General features: G+C 50.2%; 19 protein-coding genes. 9 read left to right on the forward strand and 10 right to left on the reverse strand.

Annotation, left to right across the window (positions count from 1 at the left end; all coding sequences use genetic code 11):
- Positions 1 to 63: 63 nt before the first annotated feature.
- Positions 64 to 354 carry an SCP2 sterol-binding domain-containing protein gene (locus tag UM181_12065; protein ID WQC62059.1) on the reverse strand — a complete coding sequence of 97 codons (291 nt, stop codon included), beginning with the start codon at positions 352 to 354 and terminating at the stop codon, positions 64 to 66.
- A gap of 60 nt (positions 355 to 414) precedes the next feature.
- On the opposite strand from UM181_12065, the gene UM181_12070 reads away from it, so the two are divergent.
- The 5 genes from UM181_12070 to UM181_12090 all read left to right on the forward strand — a co-directional run bounded on the left by UM181_12070 (position 415) and on the right by UM181_12090 (position 5,372).
- Positions 415 to 975 (forward strand): tetratricopeptide repeat protein, encoded by a 561-nt coding sequence (locus tag UM181_12070; GenBank protein WQC62060.1) that lies wholly within the window; start codon positions 415 to 417, stop codon positions 973 to 975.
- A 14-nt stretch (positions 976 to 989) separates the two neighbouring features.
- Positions 990 to 3,899: a helicase-related protein gene (locus tag UM181_12075; GenBank protein WQC62061.1), complete on the forward strand. Its 2,910-nt coding sequence runs from the start codon at positions 990 to 992 to the stop codon at positions 3,897 to 3,899.
- A gap of 2 nt (positions 3,900 to 3,901) precedes the next feature.
- Positions 3,902 to 4,273: an RNA-binding S4 domain-containing protein gene (locus UM181_12080; GenBank protein WQC62062.1), complete on the forward strand. Its 372-nt coding sequence runs from the start codon at positions 3,902 to 3,904 to the stop codon at positions 4,271 to 4,273.
- A gap of 56 nt (positions 4,274 to 4,329) precedes the next feature.
- On the forward strand, positions 4,330 to 4,668 hold the full coding sequence (gene fdxA / locus UM181_12085; protein WQC62063.1) for a ferredoxin FdxA: 339 nt from the start codon (positions 4,330 to 4,332) through the stop codon (positions 4,666 to 4,668).
- 194 nt (positions 4,669 to 4,862) lie between these two features.
- Positions 4,863 to 5,372 (forward strand): CarD family transcriptional regulator, encoded by a 510-nt coding sequence (locus tag UM181_12090; GenBank protein WQC62064.1) that lies wholly within the window; start codon positions 4,863 to 4,865, stop codon positions 5,370 to 5,372.
- Positions 5,373 to 5,414: 42 nt separating this feature from the next.
- Here the strand turns inward: UM181_12090 and cobS are convergent, their stop codons facing one another.
- Positions 5,415 to 6,179 carry an adenosylcobinamide-GDP ribazoletransferase gene (gene cobS, locus UM181_12095; GenBank protein WQC62065.1) on the reverse strand — a complete coding sequence of 255 codons (765 nt, stop codon included), beginning with the start codon at positions 6,177 to 6,179 and terminating at the stop codon, positions 5,415 to 5,417.
- Between the two features lie 96 nt (positions 6,180 to 6,275).
- Between cobS and cobT the strand changes: the two genes are divergently transcribed.
- Positions 6,276 to 7,301 (forward strand): nicotinate-nucleotide--dimethylbenzimidazole phosphoribosyltransferase, encoded by a 1,026-nt coding sequence (gene cobT, locus UM181_12100; GenBank protein ID WQC64748.1) that lies wholly within the window; start codon positions 6,276 to 6,278, stop codon positions 7,299 to 7,301.
- A 53-nt stretch (positions 7,302 to 7,354) separates the two neighbouring features.
- Here the strand turns inward: cobT and UM181_12105 are convergent, their stop codons facing one another.
- Positions 7,355 to 10,165 carry a hypothetical protein gene (locus UM181_12105; GenBank protein ID WQC62066.1) on the reverse strand — a complete coding sequence of 937 codons (2,811 nt, stop codon included), beginning with the start codon at positions 10,163 to 10,165 and terminating at the stop codon, positions 7,355 to 7,357.
- A gap of 167 nt (positions 10,166 to 10,332) precedes the next feature.
- Between UM181_12105 and UM181_12110 the strand changes: the two genes are divergently transcribed.
- Positions 10,333 to 11,049 (forward strand): SIMPL domain-containing protein, encoded by a 717-nt coding sequence (locus UM181_12110; GenBank protein WQC62067.1) that lies wholly within the window; start codon positions 10,333 to 10,335, stop codon positions 11,047 to 11,049.
- Between the two features lie 19 nt (positions 11,050 to 11,068).
- Here the strand turns inward: UM181_12110 and UM181_12115 are convergent, their stop codons facing one another.
- Both UM181_12115 and UM181_12120 read right to left on the reverse strand, forming a co-directional pair.
- Complete coding sequence (locus UM181_12115; GenBank protein WQC62068.1) at positions 11,069 to 12,364, reverse strand: aminotransferase class I/II-fold pyridoxal phosphate-dependent enzyme; 1,296 nt, start codon at positions 12,362 to 12,364, stop codon at positions 11,069 to 11,071.
- A gap of 205 nt (positions 12,365 to 12,569) precedes the next feature.
- A complete protein-coding gene (locus UM181_12120; protein WQC62069.1) occupies positions 12,570 to 13,499 on the reverse strand; it encodes a hypothetical protein in 930 nt (309 codons plus the stop codon).
- Between the two features lie 1,173 nt (positions 13,500 to 14,672).
- On the opposite strand from UM181_12120, the gene UM181_12125 reads away from it, so the two are divergent.
- The gene (locus UM181_12125; protein ID WQC62070.1) at positions 14,673 to 15,053 is read left to right on the forward strand and encodes a hypothetical protein; all 381 of its coding nucleotides are present in this window, start codon (positions 14,673 to 14,675) and stop codon (positions 15,051 to 15,053) included.
- Positions 15,054 to 15,325: 272 nt separating this feature from the next.
- Here the strand turns inward: UM181_12125 and UM181_12130 are convergent, their stop codons facing one another.
- From UM181_12130 to ugpB, 5 genes are all read right to left on the reverse strand, one after another.
- Entirely contained in the window at positions 15,326 to 16,255 is a 930-nt protein-coding gene (locus UM181_12130) for a glycerophosphodiester phosphodiesterase family protein (GenBank protein ID WQC62071.1), read from the reverse strand.
- Positions 16,255 to 17,313, reverse strand: coding sequence for a sn-glycerol-3-phosphate import ATP-binding protein UgpC (locus tag UM181_12135; GenBank protein ID WQC62072.1), 1,059 nt, complete (start codon positions 17,311 to 17,313; stop codon positions 16,255 to 16,257). Before UM181_12135 ends, UM181_12130 begins: the two co-directional genes overlap by 1 nt.
- A 2-nt stretch (positions 17,314 to 17,315) precedes the next feature.
- On the reverse strand, positions 17,316 to 18,152 hold the full coding sequence (gene ugpE, locus UM181_12140) for a sn-glycerol-3-phosphate ABC transporter permease UgpE (GenBank protein ID WQC64749.1): 837 nt from the start codon (positions 18,150 to 18,152) through the stop codon (positions 17,316 to 17,318).
- Positions 18,153 to 18,169: 17 nt separating this feature from the next.
- Complete coding sequence (ugpA, locus tag UM181_12145; GenBank protein ID WQC62073.1) at positions 18,170 to 19,051, reverse strand: sn-glycerol-3-phosphate ABC transporter permease UgpA; 882 nt, start codon at positions 19,049 to 19,051, stop codon at positions 18,170 to 18,172.
- A 61-nt stretch (positions 19,052 to 19,112) separates the two neighbouring features.
- The gene (gene ugpB / locus UM181_12150) at positions 19,113 to 20,423 is read right to left on the reverse strand and encodes a sn-glycerol-3-phosphate ABC transporter substrate-binding protein UgpB (GenBank protein WQC62074.1); all 1,311 of its coding nucleotides are present in this window, start codon (positions 20,421 to 20,423) and stop codon (positions 19,113 to 19,115) included.
- Positions 20,424 to 20,596: 173 nt separating this feature from the next.
- Here ugpB and UM181_12155 point away from each other — a divergent pair, with 173 nt between their 5' ends.
- Positions 20,597 to 21,514, forward strand: a complete 918-nt coding sequence (locus UM181_12155) for a LysR substrate-binding domain-containing protein (protein ID WQC62075.1) — start codon at positions 20,597 to 20,599, stop codon at positions 21,512 to 21,514.
- The last annotated feature ends 29 nt before the right edge of the window (positions 21,515 to 21,543 follow it).

The following is a 21,543-nucleotide window of genomic DNA, read 5'->3' on the forward strand; positions in this document are numbered from 1 at the left end:
TTAGGCCGCCCCGCACGCCAGTAAGGGCTGGCCGACGAGCTTTTTGTACGCGTTGGTATCCCTTTACCCAAGCGCGCTGCCCAGCTGCATGGCAACGCCCATGTCACCATCAATGGTCAAACGTCCGCTCATGAAGGCAGATGCAGGATCTAAATCGCCGGCTAAGATATCTTGGAACGTCTCTGTATTTGCTCGAAGCGTTACCTCTGCCTCTTCATCGCCGGCACGCACGCCTGCGGCGTCAATCATAATGCACCCTTCGCCGTCGATATCGAATTTAGCAGAACCACCAAAAGAGGCTTCGCCCATTTTCTTTGTCAGGGCTAGGACAGCCTGTTCCAAAATTTCACTCATCACGAATTCCTTTTTGCCATTTTAACTAGAATAAAGTGACCCATCCACTATCTTATCCCTATGGAGAGTTTTCGAACAACAATCAAATGCCTTGTTGCCTCAGGCTTCATTTCTGTTTGTGCAACGCTTTGCTCAGCGGATAGCTCGGATCAAATCAGGCTTTTGTACAATGAGTTGGCGGCGTCTGACCAAGAAAAGTTTGCCGCGATAGAGCGAGAAATAAAGCAGCTTTGGTCTTTGTCGGGCTCGCCTGGCGTTGATTTGCTCTACAAGCGCGGCGAAAACAGTTTTAAAGCGCAGCGGTTCGATGTGGCGGCGCAGCATTTTGGTGCCGTGATTGAAATGGCGCCACAGTTTGCTTCAGGATGGTATGGGCGCGCCCGCGCCTATCATCACCTTGGCTATTTCGGCCCCGCTATAGAAGATTTGCAAGCCGCCCTGAGGCTTGATGCCTTGCATTATCCGTCTCTGGTGCTTCTGGGCCAAATTTTTGAGCATTTTGAACGTCCTGATCTTGCCTTTACCGCCTATTCCAAGGTTCTGACTATACATCCGTTTTTAGAAGACGTAGAAAGCGCCAGAGATCGCGTTGCATCGGCGACCGGCGAGAAAACGCTTTAATCCTAGAGGGTAAGATGCAGCAATCTGCGCGGGTGGTCGCCGTTCTAGGGCCCACAAATACCGGTAAAACCCATTACGCCATTGAACGCATGCTCGCCCATCGTACTGGAATTATTGGCTTGCCATTGCGGCTTTTGGCACGTGAGGTCTACGATAAAATTGTTGCCCTGCGCGGTCCATCAGTTGTGGCACTGGTCACTGGCGAAGAGCGGATCGTACCTCCACGCACCAAATATTGGATCTGTACCGTCGAATCCATGCCGCAGGCGATGGGGGTGGATTTTGTGGCGATTGATGAAGTGCAGCTCTGTGCAGATCCTGAACGCGGTCACGTGTTTACCGATCGCATAATTAACATGCGCGGCTTGCATGAAACGCTGTTTCTGGGCGCCGGCACGATGCGAAAGGTGATTTCAGAATTGGTGCCAGAGGCGCAATTTATGCGGCGGGACCGTCTGAGCACGCTCAGTTATACGGGCTCCAAAAAAATCAGCAGAATGCCCGCCCGCAGCGCAATTGTGTGCTTTTCAGTTGATAATCTGTATGCCATCGCCGAATTGATCCGGCGCCAGAAGGGCGGTGCAGCAGTGGTGATGGGGGCGTTGAGCCCGCGCACAAGAAACGCGCAGGTGGAGCTGTATCAAAACGGAGATGTTGATTATCTAGTGGCAACGGATGCGATTGGTATGGGGTTGAACTTGGATATCGACCACGTGGCTTTTGCAGGCTTGTCAAAGTTTGATGGCCGCCGGATGCGTGATTTGGCGCCAAATGAATTGGGGCAAATCGCCGGCCGCGCGGGGCGCGGGATGTCGGATGGCAGTTTTGGGGTGACGGGCGAGGCACCTCCGCTTGACGAGGGCATGGCGGCTGCAATTGTTGAAAATCGCTTCACACCGATTTCGAAATTGCAATGGCGCAATTCTGATTTGAATTTTTCTTCGATCGATGCGTTGATGCACAGCCTGTCTATATCATCTCAAGATGATCTTTTGGTAAAAGCTCGGGAAGCCGATGATTACCTTGCGCTGCAGGCCCTATGGCAAAGCGAAGATATTCGCCAACAAATGCAGCATCCAGAGCATGTGCGCCTGCTTTGGGATATTTGCCGAATTCCTGATTTTCGCGGGATAAGCTTGGCCGAACATGTCAGCTTACTCAGCAGTGTTTTCGGGCATTTACAGGGCAATAGGCATTTGCCGAATGATTGGCTTGCGGGGCATCTCAAACGCATTGATCGCGTGGAGGGTGATATTGATACATTGTCAATGCGATTGGCTTTTGTGCGCACTTGGACATATGTCAGCCAAAGAAGTGGTTGGGTAGATGACGAAAATCATTGGCGTGAGACGACGCGCGCTGTAGAAGATAGATTATCGGACGCGCTGCATATGCGTTTGACGCAGCGGTTTGTGGATCGAAGAACCTCGGTGCTGTTGCGCAGGTTGAACCAGAAGGAGGCCCTGTTGGCCGAAGTGAATGAAAATAGTGAGGTGACCGTCGAAGGAGAATTCGTTGGTCGGCTTGAAGGGTTTCAGTTTCGTCAAGATAAAGACGCGACCGGGCAAGAAGCAAAGACCATCAAATCTGCGGCTTTACAGGCCCTGACGCCGCATTTTCATCTGCGGGCGGATCGATTTTACAACGCGCCGGATACAGAAATTGATTTTACTGAGCAAGGCGGCCTTTTGTGGGGAACGCAGGCGATCGGCAAATTGGTGTCCGGAGATGATATTTTAAAACCACGGATCACGGTGTTCGTGGATGATGAGGCCGGCGCCGATGTGACGCAAAAAGTACAGCGGCGGTTGCAGCATTTTATTGATCGCAAGATCGCTAGCCTGTTTGAGCCGCTGATAAATTTACAACGTGATGAAACCCTAACGGGTTTGGCGCGGGGCTTTGCCTATCGCATGGTTGAGGGGTTTGGAATTCTACCGCGCGCGCAAGTTGCCGAAGATGTGAAATCTTTGGATCAAGATGCGCGCGGGGCATTGCGCAAACATGGGGTGCGTTTCGGTCAATTTACCGTGTTTATGCCCTTGCTGCTGAAACCCGCCCCCACCCGCTTGCGGTTGGTCTTATGGTCGCTTTCCAAGGGGCTGCAAACCTTTTCCGAAGCGCCGCCCCCCGGTTTGGTGACGGTTCCCGTCGATGCCCATGCGGAAAGCGGGCATGATACGATTTGTGGCTATCGCAACGCGGGCACCCGCGCCATTCGCATCGATATGCTGGAGCGTTTGGCAGATATGCTGCGCGGCGAAAACAGCCGGACCGGGTTTGAAGCGAAAGCAGATATGCTATCGATTACCGGAATGACCTTGGAGCAATTTGCCGATTTGATGCAAGGTCTTGGTTATCAGGCGGCGAAGGCGGAACGCGTAAAAACCAAGGCTGCCCAAGATCCAGTAGCCAGCGCAACGCCTGAGGTGGATAAACCCGAAATAGCCGCCGATTTGCCTGAGAAGGTGGCGTCCGAACCTGTGGATGCGGCGCAAGAGGCGGCATTGGACGTCAACCCCGCGAAGGTCGAGCCGAGCGCTGCGGAAGCGCTTTCTTCGGGCTCAGAGCGGACGGAGACGCTGCACGAGGAAGAGCAGCCCGCAGCTTCGATAGCGCAGGCAGATAGCCAATCAGCGCCCGCGCAATCACAAAGCGCTGAGACCATAGAGCCAGAGTTGGAAGTGTTCTATACATTCACCTGGGGGCATGTGGCTAAAAAACAAAGCCCGCCCAGGCATAATAAACCGAAACACCGCGCGGGTGATGAAAAGCAGACGCGCAAATCGAAGGGCAAGCAAAAACCATCGCGCGATAAAAAAGGCCCCAAAAATTTTGCAGCCAAGCCAGAAAAAACGCAGAAAATTGATCCAGATAACCCGTTTGCAGCTGCGTTGATGGGGTTAAAAACGCAGGATCGCTAAGTGTGGCAGAGGCGGATCGAATACGGTTGGATAAATGGCTGTTTTTTGCGCGTTTTTTCAAGACACGCAGCCTCAGCAGTAAACAGATTGAAGCGGGCCATATACGCGTGAACGCTGCAAAAGTTCTGAAGCCGGCAACCAGTATTTCGGTCGGACAGGTTCTAACTGTTGTGCAAAGCCGTTCTGTGCGCGTTGTCGAAGTTTTAGCCTTGGGGCATCGTCGTGGACCGGCTAGCGAGGCTCAGTTGCTCTATCGCGATTTAACGCCAAAGCAAGACCCCGAAAACCCAGCGCCGGGGCAGGATCGAAAAGGGCGCCCCACCAAACGAGAACGCCGCGCGCTGCGTAATTTTCGCAATGATTGGCTTGAATGATTCTTTCGACTGCTCTAGCTAAGGGTTTGGAAGATATGTGAAATGGACAGCGACGAATGACCTATATTGTGAATGACAGTTGCATTGGCTGCAAATATACCGACTGCGTTGAAGTTTGCCCGGTGGATTGTTTTTACGAGGGTGAGAACATGTTGGTTATTCACCCTGATGAATGTATAGATTGCGGCGTTTGTGAGCCTGAATGCCCCGCAGATGCCATCCGTCCTGACACCGAGCCTGATATGGAGAAATGGGTCGAATTTAATCGCAAATACTCGATCCTCTGGCCGGTGATTATAACCAAAAAAGATCCACTTCCAGACGCTGAAGAGCGCGATGGTGAAACCGGAAAGCTTGAAAAATACTTTTCTGAGGCTGCTGGCGAAGGCGGATAAACGCCACCAAAACCCATCTCTGGTGCCAAGGTTGATTTTGTGCTATGAACACGATCGAAAGCATGTACGAGCAGCGAAAAGTGGTGTGATACCCTGCATCTAATCATCCTAGTTGAGACTATGTTAAAAGAAGCCGAATGTTTTAGGCTTGTTGATCTGCTCGGCCAAAGAGAACCGCAAGAAAGGTAAACTGAATGTCCAAATCAAAACGAAATGATTTTCGTCCAAACGAATTTGTTGTTTATCCCGCGCATGGTGTGGGCCAAATCGTTTCTATTGAAGAGCAAGAAATCGCTGGAATAACGCTTGAATTATTCGTGGTGTCTTTCGAAAAAGACAAGATGACGCTGCGCGTGCCAACGCATAAGGCGACTGAGATTGGCATGCGCGCATTAAGCTCTCCTGATGTGGTTGGCCGCGCGATGACCACGCTCAAAGGCAAAGCAAAAGTGAAGCGGGCGATGTGGTCGCGGCGTGCACAGGAATATGAGCAAAAGATTAATTCTGGCGATTTGATTGCCATAGCGGAAGTTGTTCGGGATTTACATCGCAACGATGATCAGCGCGAGCAGAGCTATTCGGAACGGCAGCTTTACGAAGCGGCGCTGGAACGCCTGACGCGCGAAGTTGCGGCTGTTGAAGATGGCGATGAGGTTGCTGCGGCAAAAAAAGTCGATGATGTATTGGTGTCTCGCGCCGCGTAAAGCAGATGCAGTCTGATCAGGCTTCTCTCACTTGAGCTGCAGCTACGGTAACAGCGCGACGATTGCCATTAACACAAATATCTCTGAAACCTGTTCGGTTGCTCCCAAAATATCGCCGGTTTGCCCCGAGACTTTGCGCTGGGCAATCGCAGAACAGAGTAGGGCAGCGCAGCCTGTGCAGAGCAGAGCAGCAAAGCCTATCAGACCTGCAAAGGCCAGCGCGATTATGGCAGCTATGCCAACTCCTATCAGGGCGTGCTTGGGCTGAGGTCTGCCAACGCTATGCGATAAACCGCTGCTCCGGGCATGCGGTAGATAAACCATCAAAAGCGGCATGGCCGCGCGGGCAAGCACGGCGGTCACAATTAGCCCCACAAAGGCAAATTCTGCCTGCATCAGTTCTTTTATCAGCTGCCACCGCAAGAGCACGGACACAACCAAGGCTAGGGTTCCATAACTGCCAATTTGGCTGTCTTTCATGATCTCCAAGCGGCGCTGTTTCTCTTGGGCGCCCCACAAGCCGTCGGCGCAATCTGCCAGACCATCCTCATGCAGCGCGCCGGTGAAAATAAGACCAGTACCCAAGGCGATAAGCGCAGCTAGGCCATCTGGAATATTTAAAGTTACTGCGCATAGACCCACAGCCCAAACCAAAGTGCCCCAAACTATCCCGACAAGCCCATAAGCCCACACGGCCTTTGCCGTGCGCTGATAGGCGCCATCCTCCACTGAGATAGGGGTGCGGCTGAGCAGGCTGAGCGCCAATTTCGCATCGTTAGAATAGGTGGTGAACTTATGCAGGGTCATGTCGGTTAATACTCGTTGGATGCCTCTAAAACGCTTGTACTTCGATGGCAGCTGGGTAAATAGCTCAAAGAGTATATTGCGAACAAGGTAAAACTGATTATGGACACTTTTTCTTCTCTTTCACAATTCGTTGATCTGCTGCGTCAAGCACCGTCATTTGATCTTGAAAGCCAAGCAGCAGCCAAACAACGCAATATGCAATTGACCAAACCGGCCGGTGCTTTGGGGCGGATGGAAGAGCTTGCCATATGGTACGCCGCTTGGCGGGGGGATGCGCGCGCGTCTATTTCACAACCTGAAGTGCTGATTTTTGCCGGCAATCATGGGGTGACCTCGCAAGGTATATCCGCTTTTCCAGCCGAGGTTACAGAACAGATGGTGTTTAATTTTCAAGCTGGGGGCGCCGCGATTAATCAGCTTTCTGCCTGTTTTGGCGCGAAATTACAGGTGCATGGCTTAGAGTTAGATCGCCCAACACGAGATTTCACGCAAGGGCCCGCGATGGAGGAAGATGAGTTTCTTCTGGCGTTGCAAACGGGTTGGAACGCGGTGTCCGAAGATTGTGATCTTTTGGTCACAGGTGAGATGGGCATTGGAAATACAACCTCTGCAGCCGCGATTGCCCACGCGCTTTTTGGCGCCCGCGCGGAAGATTGGGTTGGTAAGGGCACTGGTGTTGACGCGGCCGGTATCGCCAAAAAAGCCCGTGTTATTGCGGCGGGCTTGCAGATGAACCCTAAGGCCCAGCAGAACGGATTAAAAGCTTTGCAATGTCTGGGTGGGCGTGAATTGGCCGCCATGGCGGGCGCGATTGCACGCGCGCGCTGTCTGCGCATTCCGGTGATTTTGGATGGTTTTATTTGCTGCGCCGCGGCAGCCTGTCTGCAGCAAATTAGCCCGTCCGTGTTGGATCATACTGTTGCGGGGCATGAAAGTGCCGAGCAAGCGCATAAACGCGTGTTGGCGCAGCTTGATAAAGAGCCGCTTTTATCTTTGGGGATGCGACTCGGCGAAGGTTCAGGCGCGGCGGTTGCGATTGGAATTCTTCAGGCAGCGCTGGCCTGTCATTCTGGGATGTCGACCTTTGCGGAAGCAGGGGTGAGCGATGAAAGCGACGCCTAACGTTGTTTTCGTATTTTACCGCCGTTGCAACGCATAAAACCCAGCAATGGAACCTACCCACTTGGCATGGATAAAATGATATTGAGCCCTGACTTGATATAACGCAATTCTTCTTCGTCAATGGCGGCCACCTGTCCACCATCCAAGCGGTCTCCTACTTTTACCATCCGCTTCGACCCATTTGGCATAAGAATTAAGGCTTTCCGGCTGTTTCCAAACCGATACGTGCCGAGCAAATTCACTTTTCTGAGATTGAGCCCTTTTTCCAACGTGGCGCGCTCACTTACCCGCGCGCTGCTTGGTTCGTCTGCTATTGGAGAATCCACATTGGCTTCATCTCCTTCATCCAAGGCGCTGAACAAGCGGCTTATCAAAGTGTCAGATTGAGCAATTTCCGTAAGCGCCGGCCGGATTTTGGGTCGGATAGAGGTGTTAAGCGCCTCTTCAAAGGCTTTCTCTTTTGCACGTAAAGCCGCGACAAGGGCCTGCGGGCGTATGAGAGGCCGGCTTTGGGCAAGCATATCTATTGCAGGCTCGGGTGCTTTTGGTGTTTGCGGATCGGTGCTGGCAATGGCGTCTTCTTCTGAGGAAACAGAAGGCGGTTTTGAGACGAGTTCAGAGGTCGGGTTAGTTTCTGAGCTTTGGTTTTCTGCGTTTTCGGTGGCCGCATTTTCAAAAATAGGGTTCGTTGCTTGATTTCCAAAGCCAGTCACGCTGGGAGGGTCAAGCCGCGTTAACGCATCAATCGAGGGTAGTGCATCCGGTTGTGATATTGCCGTTTTATTGCTGTCTTGTGTTATGATCGACGGGGTCAATTCTGCCAAAGGCTGCGGCGCCATTGAAGGCGGTCTCAGCGTCACATCTGGCAACACGCGCAATGCATTTATGTTAGGCGAAACCAGCGTTTTTGCAGAAGGTTCGTTGGGCATTTCGATAGCCGGGTCACCCGTTGCAAGCCCAAGCGGTTTCGCTTTTTTAAGCAGAGGGATCGCAAGGTCTTTTGTACTATCGGTCAAAAACTCATCCGGGCTTTGCAAAATAACCGGATCATGGGCACGAATATCTGCATCAATTGATGCGATATATAAATCTTCAAGAGCCTTCGTGCTTGCTTGATATGGAGCTTTTGGGGCCATTGGCCAAACCCCTGTTGATACATAAACGCGCCGAAGCTCTTCGGGGGTCATTGGTCCATTCGGGATAAATTCAGGCGTATTAAGCTGGGAAGACCTAGCCGTTTGTGGAATCTCGATTTTAGCTTCCGGTGCAAGCTCTGTTCCATCGCGCGTGCGAGTTGAACTGGGTGTTGCTAGGCTGTCTAACCGCGACAGTGCCCGCTTCATTGGCAGCTTTTCTACAATAGAGAGGTCAAAACCGGCCGATGTTTGAAGCTCGGATAGGCCGAGCAATGGCGTTTCGCTGAACACCTCTGCCTTTGCCTGCGTATCGGTTGTGGTAAAACCTTCCAGCCCGGTTAAGCCCCGACGCCGTTCTGCTTCCGGGGCTGGCGAGAGCTCTTGTATCGATCGCAAAACGTCGATTTTCTTATCTGCATCTGCATCTGCATCTGCATCTGCATCTGCATCTGCATCTGCATCTGCGCTCACCGTTTCTACTTTCAACGCAAGATCAGTACTTGGATCGGCGCTGCGCGTTACAATGAAATATGTTGCTGTAAACCCAGCCAGAAGCACCGAAGCGCTAAGCAGCATGACGGGAAGCCCCCAATCCCGCGCCTTCAACACGTATTTGCGCAGAATTGGTTGCAATCTCTGCACCAGCGGTACAACGCCTTCAACAAACAGCTTGTGTTTGCAGATTTTTATAAATTGCGTGGCGCCTACGCCGGCCATTTTGGTTTGGCGAAGAGCCGTTTGCAGCAGCGTTTTTAGAACGGCCCTTAGCGCGCTAACACCCGCGCTCAGGCGTTTTTTTGTATGACGCAGAACGTTCCGGATCTTCTCGGTTGTGACTTTGTGTTCAAAGCCGTGTCTTTTCAAGATTGGATCAGCAGAAGGGGACGCAGCGTTCGCAGTTATCCGAGTTTCATCTACATCGAAAACTGTAGGCTTATCAGCCTGCTCTTGCCCTTCTAACTTTCCTTCAATTTGAGAAAGAATGCGGGGGAAGGCAGTGCCGAGATCATTGAGACTGACGGGAACATTTTCGGCTTCTTCGTTGATTTGTTTGGTCAGCTGGGTTGAAAGGCGGGGCTGTTTAGGATCGGGGTTTGCCGCCTTTTTTTGCGCCGTTATACGACCTTTGTTGCGCGCAATGGGAGGTTCTGGTGGGAGCGGTTTGGGCGCGATTTTTAAAAGCGCTTCTGGGCTGGGAGATGGGGAAATATCAATTTCCTGATCATACCATTCCATTTGTTGTTGCCCGCCGAGAGCGGTTCCAAAAAACGCTTCGCCGATAAAACTGTCTTTGGGCGGAATTGCAACATTGCCCAAAGGTTTAAAGCTATGGGTCTCGGCAAAATTTTCTGCCTCTTGCAGCGTTTCGATCGCGACAGCCGCCACGTAAAGATCATTTTTTGACGCGATCCAATCAAAGCGCAATTCGGAGACATGATAGGGGGTTGCCCCTTGTAAATGGTCTAGTATGACCGCCTCAATATCGTTTGATTGCGCGCCGTGGGGGCGAAGCAATTTGATAAACTTAATTTGTTCATTCGGTATCACAAGTTTTACGTTATCGGCGCGCGAATCAAGGCTTAAAGCTTTGCGCCGGATATCGGCAACATCACTTTCTAACGCTGCAGAATCCAATTTCGCCGTGCCAATAATATTCCAGCCCGGTTTTGTTCGATGCAGCAAAGTGATGCCATCGAAGGAAAGGGAAAGGGCAAAGTCTGGTTTCATTTGCTCGAGTTTATCTTTTACAGCAAGGCTCGGTTTGACCGCGACTACGCCTTTCTAGACCAGGATAGCGTGAGGGAAAAGCAAAACTATCGCGGCAGGCAGAAAATTGCGCTACAGATATTTCTGTCACGTGGTGTAAATCCCTTACTGGAAAGAAAGGAGCTATCATGTATTTTAAACAATTTATATTCAGAAACACTATTTATCTCGCTGTCTGTTTTGTCATTATACCGCAGCTGGCATTCGCAACCCAGCCTGTCAGAATGCTGACGGTCACCGGTGCGGCAGCGGTAAAGGTAAAACCTAATCAGGCAAAGTTAACCTGGACAATTGAAGCCCGCGCAGATGCACCGGCCTCAGCAATGGCCGCGCTCAGGTCAAAAACAGCTTCACTCTTGGCCGCACTTGAAGCTTTTGGCTTGCCCAAAGAGGATCTAGCAAGCTCGGTTTTATCACTGTCACCAAATTTTCAATATATTGACCGGCAACCACCTAAATTGCTGGATTATAGCGCCACCACGCGGCTGGAGGTCACAATTAACCATCTTCCTGTCTTTCCAGAAATCGTTCAAATCGGCCTCGACCTTGGGGTAACGGCATTGGGAAATCTGGTTTTTCTGACCAAGGATGAGGCCCGATGGCAAAGCCTAGCTCGACAAAAGGCCATGAAAGACGCGCTGGTAAAGGCGCAGGATTACGCAGAGGCTGCTGAGGTGAAATTGGGCCAATTGATCAGCTTGTCTGATCGTCTCCCTGAGCGTGGTGGGCCTCCCGGTTTTTTGAGCGCGCAACGTAGCTTATCAGAGGCGGGAATTGTGCCACAAGACGTTGCGTTCAGGCAGTCGGTGATTGCTCAGTACGAGATACTGGTCAAGCCGGAATAGCCAGCTTGACCAAAAGTGCTTAAACGAATTTTGCAATCTCAAGCGCTTGATTCAGATCCGCGATCAAATCGTCACTATCTTCGATGCCGATTGAGAGGCGAACTACATTTGGCCCAGCGCCTGCGGCAATTTGCTGTTCTGGGCTTAGCTGACGGTGGGTGGTGGATGCAGAATGTATCACCAATGACCTACTGTCGCCCAAATTGGCCACATGGCTGAAAATTTCAAGACTATCCACGAATTTCAGGCACGCTTTATAGCCGCCCTTAAGCGACACTGTAAACAAGCTGCCCGCGCCTTTGGGGCAAATTTTTGCGACACGGTGGTTGTAGGGTGAACTGGGAAGCCCGGCATAGGTCACTGCTTCAACGGCCTCGTGGGTTTCAAGCCAAGCCGCAATTTTCTGGGCGTTTTCTACATGTCGCTGCATGCGCAGTGACAATGTTTCAATGCCCATTAACGTATAATGTGCGGATTGCGGGTTCAGCGTCATTCCAAGGTCGCGCAGCCCGATTGCAATGCCGTGAAACGTGAAGGCCAACGGCCCAAATGTTTCATGAAATTTAAGCCCGTGATATGCAGGTTCGGGCGCGCTGAGCGAGGGAAACTTATCCGAGGCCGACCAATCAAATTTTCCACTATCCACCACACACCCACCCGTGACCGTACCATTGCCGGTCAAGAATTTGGTCGTGGAGTTCACCACAAGTGTTGCCCCATGCTCGATTGGGCGGCATAGATATGCCGAAGCGCTGGTGTTATCGACGATCAAGGGAAGCCCTGCTTCATCAGACAGGGCGCTGATCGCCGGCAGATCGGTGATATAACCCCCAGGGTTTGCAATTGATTCACAAAATACCGCACGCGTGTCGTCATCGATTGCAGCTTTCACCGCGTCAAGATCATCAAAATCTACAAATTTTGCGCCCCAGCCAAAGCGTTTAATTGTTTGGCTGAACTGCGTGATTGAGCCGCCGTAAAGCCGCGTCGAAACAACAACATTGCGTCCGGGTTGCATCAGCGGAAACAGCGCCATAATTTGCGCGGCATGTCCGGATGAACAACAAACGGCGCCCACGCCGCCCTCTAGAGTTGCAATGCGTTCCTGCAATACGGCCACGGTTGGGTTGGTCAATCGCGAGTAAATATAGCCAACTTCTTGCAGGTTAAACAAAGCGGCTGCGTGATCGGCATCTCGGAACACAAACGCTGTGGACTGATAGATCGGTGTTTGCCGAGAGCCAGTGGCCGGATCAGGCCGGGCGCCCGCGTGTATTTGTAATGTATCAAACCCGTAGGTTGTTTCGCTTGTCATCAATCTATCTCCTAAATCAGTTCCAGTTGTGATAAGAAAGTCAGGCTGTTTAAACAATGCTACTATTCTATAATGAGCGCTTGCTCGCCCAAATTAGGAACATAATATCCTATTTTTTCGCAATTATTGGGAAAGTATTTCCTTTTCGGCGGCTTTGTCCGAGATGGAACTTGCAAGGCTTTCCGGTGAAAACAGATTTTTCTGTTCAGCGGATCCAATACCCCAAAGCTTTTAATTTATTATAGAGCGCAACCTCAGAGGTTGGCTGATGGCTGCGATCAATCATTCCGCGCAATCTGCGCCCTTGTTTTTGATAAATCATCCGTTGAAAAGCCGGGTGCTGCGACAGACGTGCGCGGATGTGGGCTTGGTTTGCAAGTTTTTCTAGTGTCGTGATGACTCGATCATCCTCTCGGGCGTAAAGAAGGGGTATCCTCCGATAATGACAGCTGGTCTTTGCGTCCAGCCATCCCCGGGCAAGTGTGTGTCTTCCCCCCCCAAAGCTGTGAATAACCATGGGCAAAACCACTTGGTCCAGCCAAGGGTCTAAAGATTGTCGGGTGATCCGAGGGCGCGTGCTGTTTTTGATCTTTTGGGCAAATTCTAGGAAGCGCGCGCCGAATTTAGTTGGGCTTTCGTAAAAGAAAAAGCTGGCATTGAAGTATAAGTACCGCCGCCAATCCTGAGCGGAAAATTGTTCATCTAGCGAAGAAGTGTAGTCAACGCCACAAATGTCATAACAATCTTTCCAGATATCCGCATAGTGATGCCCTGGCCCCAAAGGTTGCGGCCAAGTTGCTGTGCGGCGCAGCGAGGCAGTTGGGCGCGAAAAATCAAACGGCACATCGCATAGTTCATCCAATATCAGCGTGTCACTGTCAAAAAATAAAAACGGTTTATCGTTAGGGATGGCCTTCAAACATTCTATTTTGTTTCCGTAGGGATAGCTTTCGCCGAAAATCTTATTGTCAAAGGCAATGAATTCCGCACCAAGCTCTGCAATCAAATCTCGCGTGTGCTGAGAGCGGATCATCGGGTTCATGGTCCATGCTTGGTTTGGCCGTGGTTCAGCAATAAACACCCGCCCTTCGAATTTTGGGCTATTGGCCCGCAGCGAAGCTAAAAAAAGGATCACTTCAAATTCCAGCCGCCCGTTTTGTCCGATTAGCACCAGATTGAAATGTGGCAGGGCTCTACCGGGACGTCTTCTAAAGGCGGGCCATAAATTGGGTTTGCCATTTTGGAAAATAGGTGAAATCAGAGCAAGTCTTTCATTGTACAGGTATTGGCTGACAAGACCGAGTACAGAAGATTTTTGACAATTTTATGGCACTATATCTGAGACTTGGTAGTCAGATTGATCCTCTGCTTGGCTAAAGTGGATGAGGTCGGGCCCTTTTCAATGGCTTACTCTTCAATCTAGTTTCAGTTCTCTTTGTCGGGTCGGGTTTATAAATTATGGCTTGTGAAGCCTGGTATGGATGGTGGCGGCCTCAGCTTCTTCACGCCTCAAGTATAAGAGTGGGTAGAGGTGGCCATAACCGCGCATTTATTTTGATATGTCGGGGCGGTACTGTGAATTGGAAGGCAAAATTGCAGCTAGAGCCTACGTTATTTTCCAAAACTCTAATTTGTGCCTGCCTTGATCGTGCGTGTCGTTTCGGCGTTCAACCCAGAAATCTAAAGAATTGGATCTTTTGATGAGGCCTCAGTATAGCATTGTCGCGTTACAGTGTGAAATAGGCTCAATCCAATCTCGGCTAAGTTGATACTCAAATTAATTTTCCGTTCGGTTGCTTACTTTTTTCCAAAGTCGAAAATAGTATTTGGCTATATATTTATGGTGTTGATGCACCTCTTCGGAGCGTTTTTGATATTGGTTGCTTACGCGGATTACGGAACTGAGTCCAACTCAGTTGTGCAGTTTGAGATAATCCTTGGACTCACTTTTGTGCTGATTGGGTGGGTTCTGGGTTTTATCTTGATTAAACAGGGGCGCTCTGCACAAAAGTAACGGAAGCCGCAGGCTCAATTTCCAGAGTTTTTGGTTCAATTTGCAATGATAGACAGTTCATGCCGCATCCAGCCTTTCGATCTTTATTCACGCAGGTGATCGAAATCGCATCAGTGAATGAAAATTTGCCTCTTAATATATCGAAAAGGCAATTTATCACCTCATCGGCGTATTGCGGTTCGCTGTTGAAAAGTATCATTTCTAGTTGCTTTTCGTATCGGCAGCATGCGACTATCTTCGCAAAGCTCTTTGTCACTTATTAATTTATATTGCAGCAAAAAGGACGGAAAAGTCATGTTTAAGAATTTAACAATTATACTAATGGGCAGTATTATGGTTTCTGGGTGCCTTTCTGGAGGAGCTCCAGAAAGACCAAGAGATGTAGCAGATGTGTCTTCTTCCGACACATCAACGATTATTGATCCTAAAATCGTGAAGTCTTCGGAGGAGGGGATCGAAATTAAATATGCGCAATTATCCTTCGGCTTTGATGCAGGCTGTAACCCTTACAAAACATATTCTTCTGACTTAAACGAATGTGCCAAGTTGCCAGAAAATGTGAAAGATATAGCAATAGAGCACTGTGCTGAGAGCGGTAAGAAAGCCGTATTTTTAGGCAATAAAACCAGCCTGCTACAAATGACGATTTCTGAATTCAGTTGTGAAGAAACATAGACAAAACCTTTTTATGAAAGGGCTTTTTCCACGCATCGTGGATCAGTGATATTTGAGCCGCTGGGTGCGGTTGCGGGCGTGTTCGGGCAAATCTCAAAACTGTTCAATCACGTTCGCGCGCCACGAATTGTGGGCTTATCTCTTATCAGGTGATCAGTTTTCGGTTGCGCGGATGGGTAAAGTCCGGTCCGGTTGTCTGTAATCCACGGCTCTTGATTCAATTTCATGTCTTTCAGTTTTATCGCGAAACATGAATTTCTATGGCATCGGCCTCACCAGTTGATGCCTCGATCTGAAAGCCGGCGTTGAACCCGGCCCGGATAATCGGTGACAATCGCGTCGACACCTAAATCGATCATCTGATCAATCTCGGTTGGCTCGTTGGCGGTCCAGGCTGCAACGCACAGACCCAACTCTTTGGCAAGTGCTGTCGTTTTGGGGGTTATGTCAGCAATATAGGGGCACCAAAGCGCGCCACCAGCAGCCTCTACCATTTTCGGGATATTATCCTCACATCCAGAAAAACCGGGGCTTATGGAATGCGCTGAATCTTCGCCCTGATGCGGCATATTTTTGGGCATTTGGGTAAGAAATGAAATTGGAATATCAGGCGCTTGTCGCGCGCATTCGGCAAGCAGATCCCAATCGAAGCTGTGCAAAAGCGTGCGCTGGGCAACCCCTGCAGCGCGGACTAGCCCGATAATGATTTCGATCAATTGCCTGCGATAATCGATATCCTGCGCAAATTCGGGATCTGATTTGATTTCAAGCATGAATTTGGCATCGACAAATGGTGGTTGGCCTGCGGCTTTTAAAAGTTGGTAAAGGCTGGGAATACGAATATTATTCAGCTGGGCCCTTTCAGGAAAGCGCTGCCCATAGGCGGTCGTGCCATCAATCCACCCGATATCAAATTTTTGGATTTCTGCCCAGCTTAGATGGGCGACTTTTGGTTCTTCATTTAGAAAACCTTTATCTGGGCCGCGGCAAATCGCGCCATGAAGATGATGATTATGGGTAATGACTGGTACCATATCCGAGGTCATCAACACATCAAATTCCAATAGTGGGGTGCCCGTTTGCATCAGAAATTCAAATCCAATCATGGAATTTTCGGGCAAAATACCGCGCGCGCCGCGATGCCCGACCACGCGAATAAGGTTTGGACCCCCGCGAAAGGCTTCAACTGCGGGATGTTGCATCAAACTGGCAACCTGCGCCCGGTCTCGGGATCGAACAGATGGATGTTGGCGGGTTCAACGGCAAAGCCGATGTGAAAGGATTTGGTTTCTAAAAGATGCACGCCGGGTAAACTGGCGGTGATTGCTATATTGTCGAACCCCGTTAATTTTCCATGCAGCAGCGTGTTCGCACCCAGAGGTTCGGACATTTGTATCGAGGCGTTCAATGCTGCATCGGATGTTTTTACCAAATGCTCGGGACGGATCCCTAGCTTGACAGGGCCATCGCGGCCCTGAGCGGGCCCAATAGGCAGATCTCTTATTTTCACCTGGCCCCCTTCGATATGCGCATCGAAGATATTCATTGCTGGGCTGCCGATAAATTGAGCTGCAAATAGGGTTTGTGGTTTTTCATATACGTCTAAAGGCGTACCGATCTGTTCTGCGATGCCTCCATTCATCACGATCATACGGTCGGCCATGGTCATGGCTTCAACTTGATCATGGGTGACATATAGCGCGGTGATCCCCAATTTCTCTTGCAATTCCCGGATTTCAAGCCGCATTTGAACGCGCAATTTGGCATCAAGGTTTGACAGGGGTTCATCGAATAAAAACACCGAAGGTTCGCGCACGATGGCCCGCCCCATTGCCACGCGTTGACGTTGACCGCCAGATAATTGGCGCGGTTTGCGCTCTAATAAGGGCTCTAGTTGCAACAGTTTTGCTGCATCTTGAACCTTAGCGTCAATTTCGCTTTTGGGCAATTTCGCGATTTTCAAACCATAGCCCATATTTTGGCGCACGGACATATGCGGGTATAGCGCGTAATTTTGGAACACCATGGCGATGTCGCGATCCATCGGCTCTTTCTCATTCGCGCGTTCATCGCCGATAAAAATATCGCCCGATGTAATGGTCTCAAGCCCAGCAACCATACGCAGAAGCGTTGATTTTCCACAGCCTGATGGGCCGACGATCACGATAAATTCGCCATCCTTAATTTCAGCATCTATCCCATGGATAACATGCGTGGCTCCAAAGCTTTTCTTGATATTTTTTAACGTAACATTTGCCATTTCTATTTCTCACTATCGACAAGGCCGCGCACGAAAAGCTTTTGCATCGAGACAACAACGATAACAGGGGGGATCATCGCCAGAATCGATGTTGCCATGATCACGGGCCATTCAGCCACATCATCGCCGCTGGGGAACATTTGCTTTATACCCATCACGATCGTGTTCATTTCAGGGTCGGTTGTAATCAAAAGGGGCCAAAGATATTGGTTCCAGCCATAGATAAATAAGATCACAAAGAGCGCTGCGATATTTGTGCGGCTCATGGGCAGAACGATATCAATGAAAAACCGCATCGGTTGCGCGCCGTCAACGCGCGCAGCCTCGGCCAGCTCATCCGGAATGGTGAGAAAAAATTGCCTAAACAGAAAGGTTGCGGTGGCTGATGCGATAAGCGGGAAAATAAGGCCGGAATAGCTGTTCAGCATACCAAAGCCGGCCACCACTTCAAAGGTGGGTAAAATACGCACTTCGACGGGCAGCATCAAGGTTAAGAAAATCATCCAAAAGAAAATGGTGCGGCCCGGAAACCGAAAATATACAATGGCAAAAGCACTGAGCAGAGAGATGATAATTTTGCCAACGGCAATTCCGATCGCCATAATCAAACTGTTCATCAACATGGTGGCCACGGGCACGTTTACCCCCGATAACAAGGCGGTTTTATAATTTTCCCAAAAATGGCCTCCCGGCAGGAGAGGCATGGGCGGCGAGACGATCTCTGGTTGCGTCACGGTTGATGCAACAAAGGCCAGCCAGATCGGAAAGAAAATAATTAAAACGCCGGTAATCATGAAACCATGCGTAAGCCAAAGGCCCATGCCGCGTTTTTCAACCATGCCAGAGCGCTGTTCCATCAGTAATGCACTCTTTTCTCGATATATTTAAATTGGATAACCGTGAGCAGGCCAACCACGAAGAGAAGGATCACCGATTGGGCGGCGGATGAACCAAGATCTTGGCCGACAAACCCATCGGAAAATACTTTATATACAAGAATGGTGGTGGATTGCTGCGGGCCGCCTGCCGTAATCGTATGAATGACGCCAAAAGTTTCAAAAAACGCGTAAACGATGTTTACCACCAACAAGAAAAATGCTGTAGGCGATAAAAGTGGTAATATAACTGTGAAAAACCTCCGCCAAAACCGTGCGCCGTCGATCGCTGCTGCTTCAACAACTGAGCGTGGTACGGATTGCAGCGCGGCGAAGAAGAACAGGAAGTTATAGCTGATACGCCCCCATGCCGAAGCCACTACGACCAGCCCCATGGCTTCGCCACCATTGAGCACATGGTTCCAATCATAGCCCAAATGCCCCAGATACCATGAGACAACGCCGACGCGGGTGTTAAACATGAACAACCATAAAACCCCCGCAACGGCCGGTGCAACCGCATAAGGCCAGATGAGCAGGGTACGGTACACGCCCGAGCCCTTTATCAAACGATCTGCCAGCACGGCTAAAAACAGCGCTGGGATCATCGAACAGAGCGTGACCAACAAAGAGAACACGGCTGTGGTGATAAAAGATGCGCGATAATATTTATCGCTGATAAGAAATTCGAAATTTCCAAGCCCAACAAAGCGAGCAGAGAGGCCAAACGGATCGGGTATAAACAGCGATTGCCAAATAGCCTGTCCGGCTGGGTAAAAGAAAAATATCGCCGAGATCATCACCTGCGGTGCAATCAACACCAGCGGCAGCAGCCAACCGCGAAAGGTGACGCGCTTTTCCATAGAGGGCCTCGTTTAAAAAAGGTGCGGGCCCCTATGCCGGAGCCCGCGATTCACAATCCACTTAGCGGTTTGCTTGTTCAAAGCGGCGCAACAGAGCATCGCCGCGCTCTTTGGCGCTGTCCATTGCCTCTTGTGCTGATTTGTCACCAGACCAGATGGCTTCCAGCTCTTCATCGATGATGCCGCGGATTTGATCAAAGCTGCCCAGCCGTAACCCTTTCGAGTTTGCTGTAGGTTGCTTCGCTGTCATTTGGATCACAGCGATATCAGTGCCTGGGTTTTTATCATAAAATCCCGAGGCGCGGGTTGCATCGCCAGCTTCGGATGTGATCGGCAAATAGCCAGTGTTTTGATGCCATGCGGCTTGCACATCCGATGTAGACAAGAAGCTCAAGAATGCCCCAACGCCTTTATATTCATCTGCGCTATGGCCTTCCATCACCCAAAGTGATGCACCGCCAATAATCGTGTTTTGAGGCTCATCAGCGACGGCTTTCCAATAGGGAAGTGGGCGGACTTCAAAATCAAACTTTGCTTCCGAGCTGATGCCCGCATAGCCAGCCGAACTTTCGGTAAACAGCGCACATTCGCCGGCACGAAAATTTGCACCGCCTTCATTGCGGCGGCCTGTATAGATAAACTTTCCATCTTTCGCCCATTGGCCCATCGCTGACAGATGCGCCACTTGCGCCGGCCCGTTCAGGCTTAGTTCGGTATCAAGGCCTGCAAAACCATTGTCTTGTGTGGCAAATGGTACGTTATGATAGGCAGAGAAATTCTCAAGATGGATCCAGCTTTGCCAAGCAGTTACCAAGGGGCAATCTTCACCTCCGGCTTTAAGCTGGTCTAAAACGTCTCCCACTTGCTCCCAAGTTGACATATCGCTATCGGGGTCAACACCCGCTGCAGACATTGCATCGCGGTTTACCCATAAAACTGGTGTGGATGAGTTGAACGGCAAAGATAGCATATCGCCTTCGGTGGTTGTGTAATAGCCTTTGACAGCGCCGATATAAGCATCGGGGTCAAAAGATGCACCACTTTCAGCCATCACTTGGTACACCGGTTTAACAGCGCCTTTTGCAGCCATCATCGTGGCGGTACCAACTTCATACACCATCAGAATATTCGGCTGTTCTTTTGCGCGGAACGCAGCAATACCAGCGTTTAACGTTTCTGAGTAGTTTCCTTTGTGGGTTTGCACGACCTCGTAGTCGCTTTGGCCGGCGTTGAAATCTTCAACTTGCGCGGCGACCAATTCACCCAAACGCCCGGTAAACGCGTGCCAGAAATGCACCTCGGTTTTGGCCATAGCTGCAATTGGTGACAGCACAGCGGTTGCGGCGACAGCGCCGATCAAATGTTTTTTCATATTACTCTCCCGTACATCGTTTGCGATGCTTGTTACGCCGCGTGCCGTGTTGCCCGCGGACCTCGTTACTAAAGATGAGCTTATCAGCGCAAAAATATAATTCAAGATGCCGAATATATAAAAACGTATAACATTATATTATAAATATTTCGAATCATGAAGGGAGATGGGCGATGACACAACGAAAAGCGCCGCGTATACGCCAGTTAGAGGCGTTAATGGCTGTTATTACAAATGGGTCGGTCACCGCTGCAGCGGCTGATCTTGGAATCAGTCAACCTGCGGCCAGCCGTCTGATCGCCGATCTGGCAAAAGAGTTTGATTTTCCTTTATTTGACAAGCGTGATGGTCAGTTGGTGCCCTCGCAAGAGGTGCGGCTTTTGGTGCCCGATATCAAGCGGGTCTTAGAGCTGATGCGGCAGATTTCAGATCTGAGCCAAGATATCACAAATCGAAAAGCCGGTCACATCCGTATCGCATGCTTGCCAGGGTTTGCCACGAGCCATTTGCCACAAGTTGTTGCCGAGTTTTTAAAGGGCCGTCCAGGCGTGAGCCTCACCATCGAGCCTGATCGCCCGGAGCGCATTCTAGAATGGATGATAGGGGAGCAATATGATTTTGGAATCACGGACGGATTTATCGGACATCCAGCGGTAGACCGCCATTATCTTGAGATCCGTACGGTTTGTGTGTTTCCCAAAGGCCATGCTTTAGAGGCCAAAACGCAGATTGGGCCCGCTGATCTTGAAAATGAAAATATCATCCACACAAGGCGAGACAGTGATTTCTTCTTGAAATTATCGCGCTGTTTTCAAGATGCTCAAATTCCAATGAATTCGCATATAGAGGTCCGTCAATTCACCGCAGCCTGCGAACTGGTTTGCACTGGTGTTGGGGTGTCGGTCGTCAGTGAATTGGATGCGGTTAAGTATCAAAAGCTTGGTCTTGGATTTCGCCCCTTTACGCCCAGTCTACCGCATGGGTTGTCTTTGGTGCGGCCAATTTTGAAAAAACCCTCCTTGGTCACGTTGGAGTTTATGGAACATTTTAGAGACAGCCTTATCCCTTTCAGCATAAATCAGGCGCCATGAGGGGTATCAGTGCCGGATTACACACAAAC

It is taken from the genome of Alphaproteobacteria bacterium US3C007 (genome assembly GCA_034423775.1).
GTDB lineage: Bacteria > Pseudomonadota > Alphaproteobacteria > Rhodobacterales > Rhodobacteraceae > Thalassovivens > Thalassovivens spotae.

What these genes read in the sequence shown, in the direction of transcription:
- UM181_12065 (WQC62059.1), bottom strand. Translation starts at nt 354, where the DNA reads ATGAGTGAAATTTTGGAACAGGCTGTCCTAGCCCTGACAAAGAAAATG.
- UM181_12070 (WQC62060.1), top strand. Translation starts at nt 415, where the DNA reads ATGGAGAGTTTTCGAACAACAATCAAATGCCTTGTTGCCTCAGGCTTC.
- UM181_12075 (WQC62061.1), top strand. Translation starts at nt 990, where the DNA reads ATGCAGCAATCTGCGCGGGTGGTCGCCGTTCTAGGGCCCACAAATACC.
- fdxA (WQC62063.1), top strand. Translation starts at nt 4,330, where the DNA reads ATGACCTATATTGTGAATGACAGTTGCATTGGCTGCAAATATACCGAC.
- UM181_12090 (WQC62064.1), top strand. Translation starts at nt 4,863, where the DNA reads ATGTCCAAATCAAAACGAAATGATTTTCGTCCAAACGAATTTGTTGTT.
- cobS (WQC62065.1), bottom strand. Translation starts at nt 6,179, where the DNA reads ATGACCCTGCATAAGTTCACCACCTATTCTAACGATGCGAAATTGGCG.
- UM181_12105 (WQC62066.1), bottom strand. Translation starts at nt 10,165, where the DNA reads ATGAAACCAGACTTTGCCCTTTCCCTTTCCTTCGATGGCATCACTTTG.
- UM181_12110 (WQC62067.1), top strand. Translation starts at nt 10,333, where the DNA reads ATGTATTTTAAACAATTTATATTCAGAAACACTATTTATCTCGCTGTC.
- UM181_12115 (WQC62068.1), bottom strand. Translation starts at nt 12,364, where the DNA reads ATGACAAGCGAAACAACCTACGGGTTTGATACATTACAAATACACGCG.
- UM181_12125 (WQC62070.1), top strand. Translation starts at nt 14,673, where the DNA reads ATGTTTAAGAATTTAACAATTATACTAATGGGCAGTATTATGGTTTCT.
- UM181_12130 (WQC62071.1), bottom strand. Translation starts at nt 16,255, where the DNA reads ATGCAACATCCCGCAGTTGAAGCCTTTCGCGGGGGTCCAAACCTTATT.
- UM181_12135 (WQC62072.1), bottom strand. Translation starts at nt 17,313, where the DNA reads ATGGCAAATGTTACGTTAAAAAATATCAAGAAAAGCTTTGGAGCCACG.
- ugpE (WQC64749.1), bottom strand. Translation starts at nt 18,152, where the DNA reads ATGGTTGAAAAACGCGGCATGGGCCTTTGGCTTACGCATGGTTTCATG.
- ugpA (WQC62073.1), bottom strand. Translation starts at nt 19,051, where the DNA reads ATGGAAAAGCGCGTCACCTTTCGCGGTTGGCTGCTGCCGCTGGTGTTG.
- ugpB (WQC62074.1), bottom strand. Translation starts at nt 20,423, where the DNA reads ATGAAAAAACATTTGATCGGCGCTGTCGCCGCAACCGCTGTGCTGTCA.
- UM181_12155 (WQC62075.1), top strand. Translation starts at nt 20,597, where the DNA reads ATGACACAACGAAAAGCGCCGCGTATACGCCAGTTAGAGGCGTTAATG.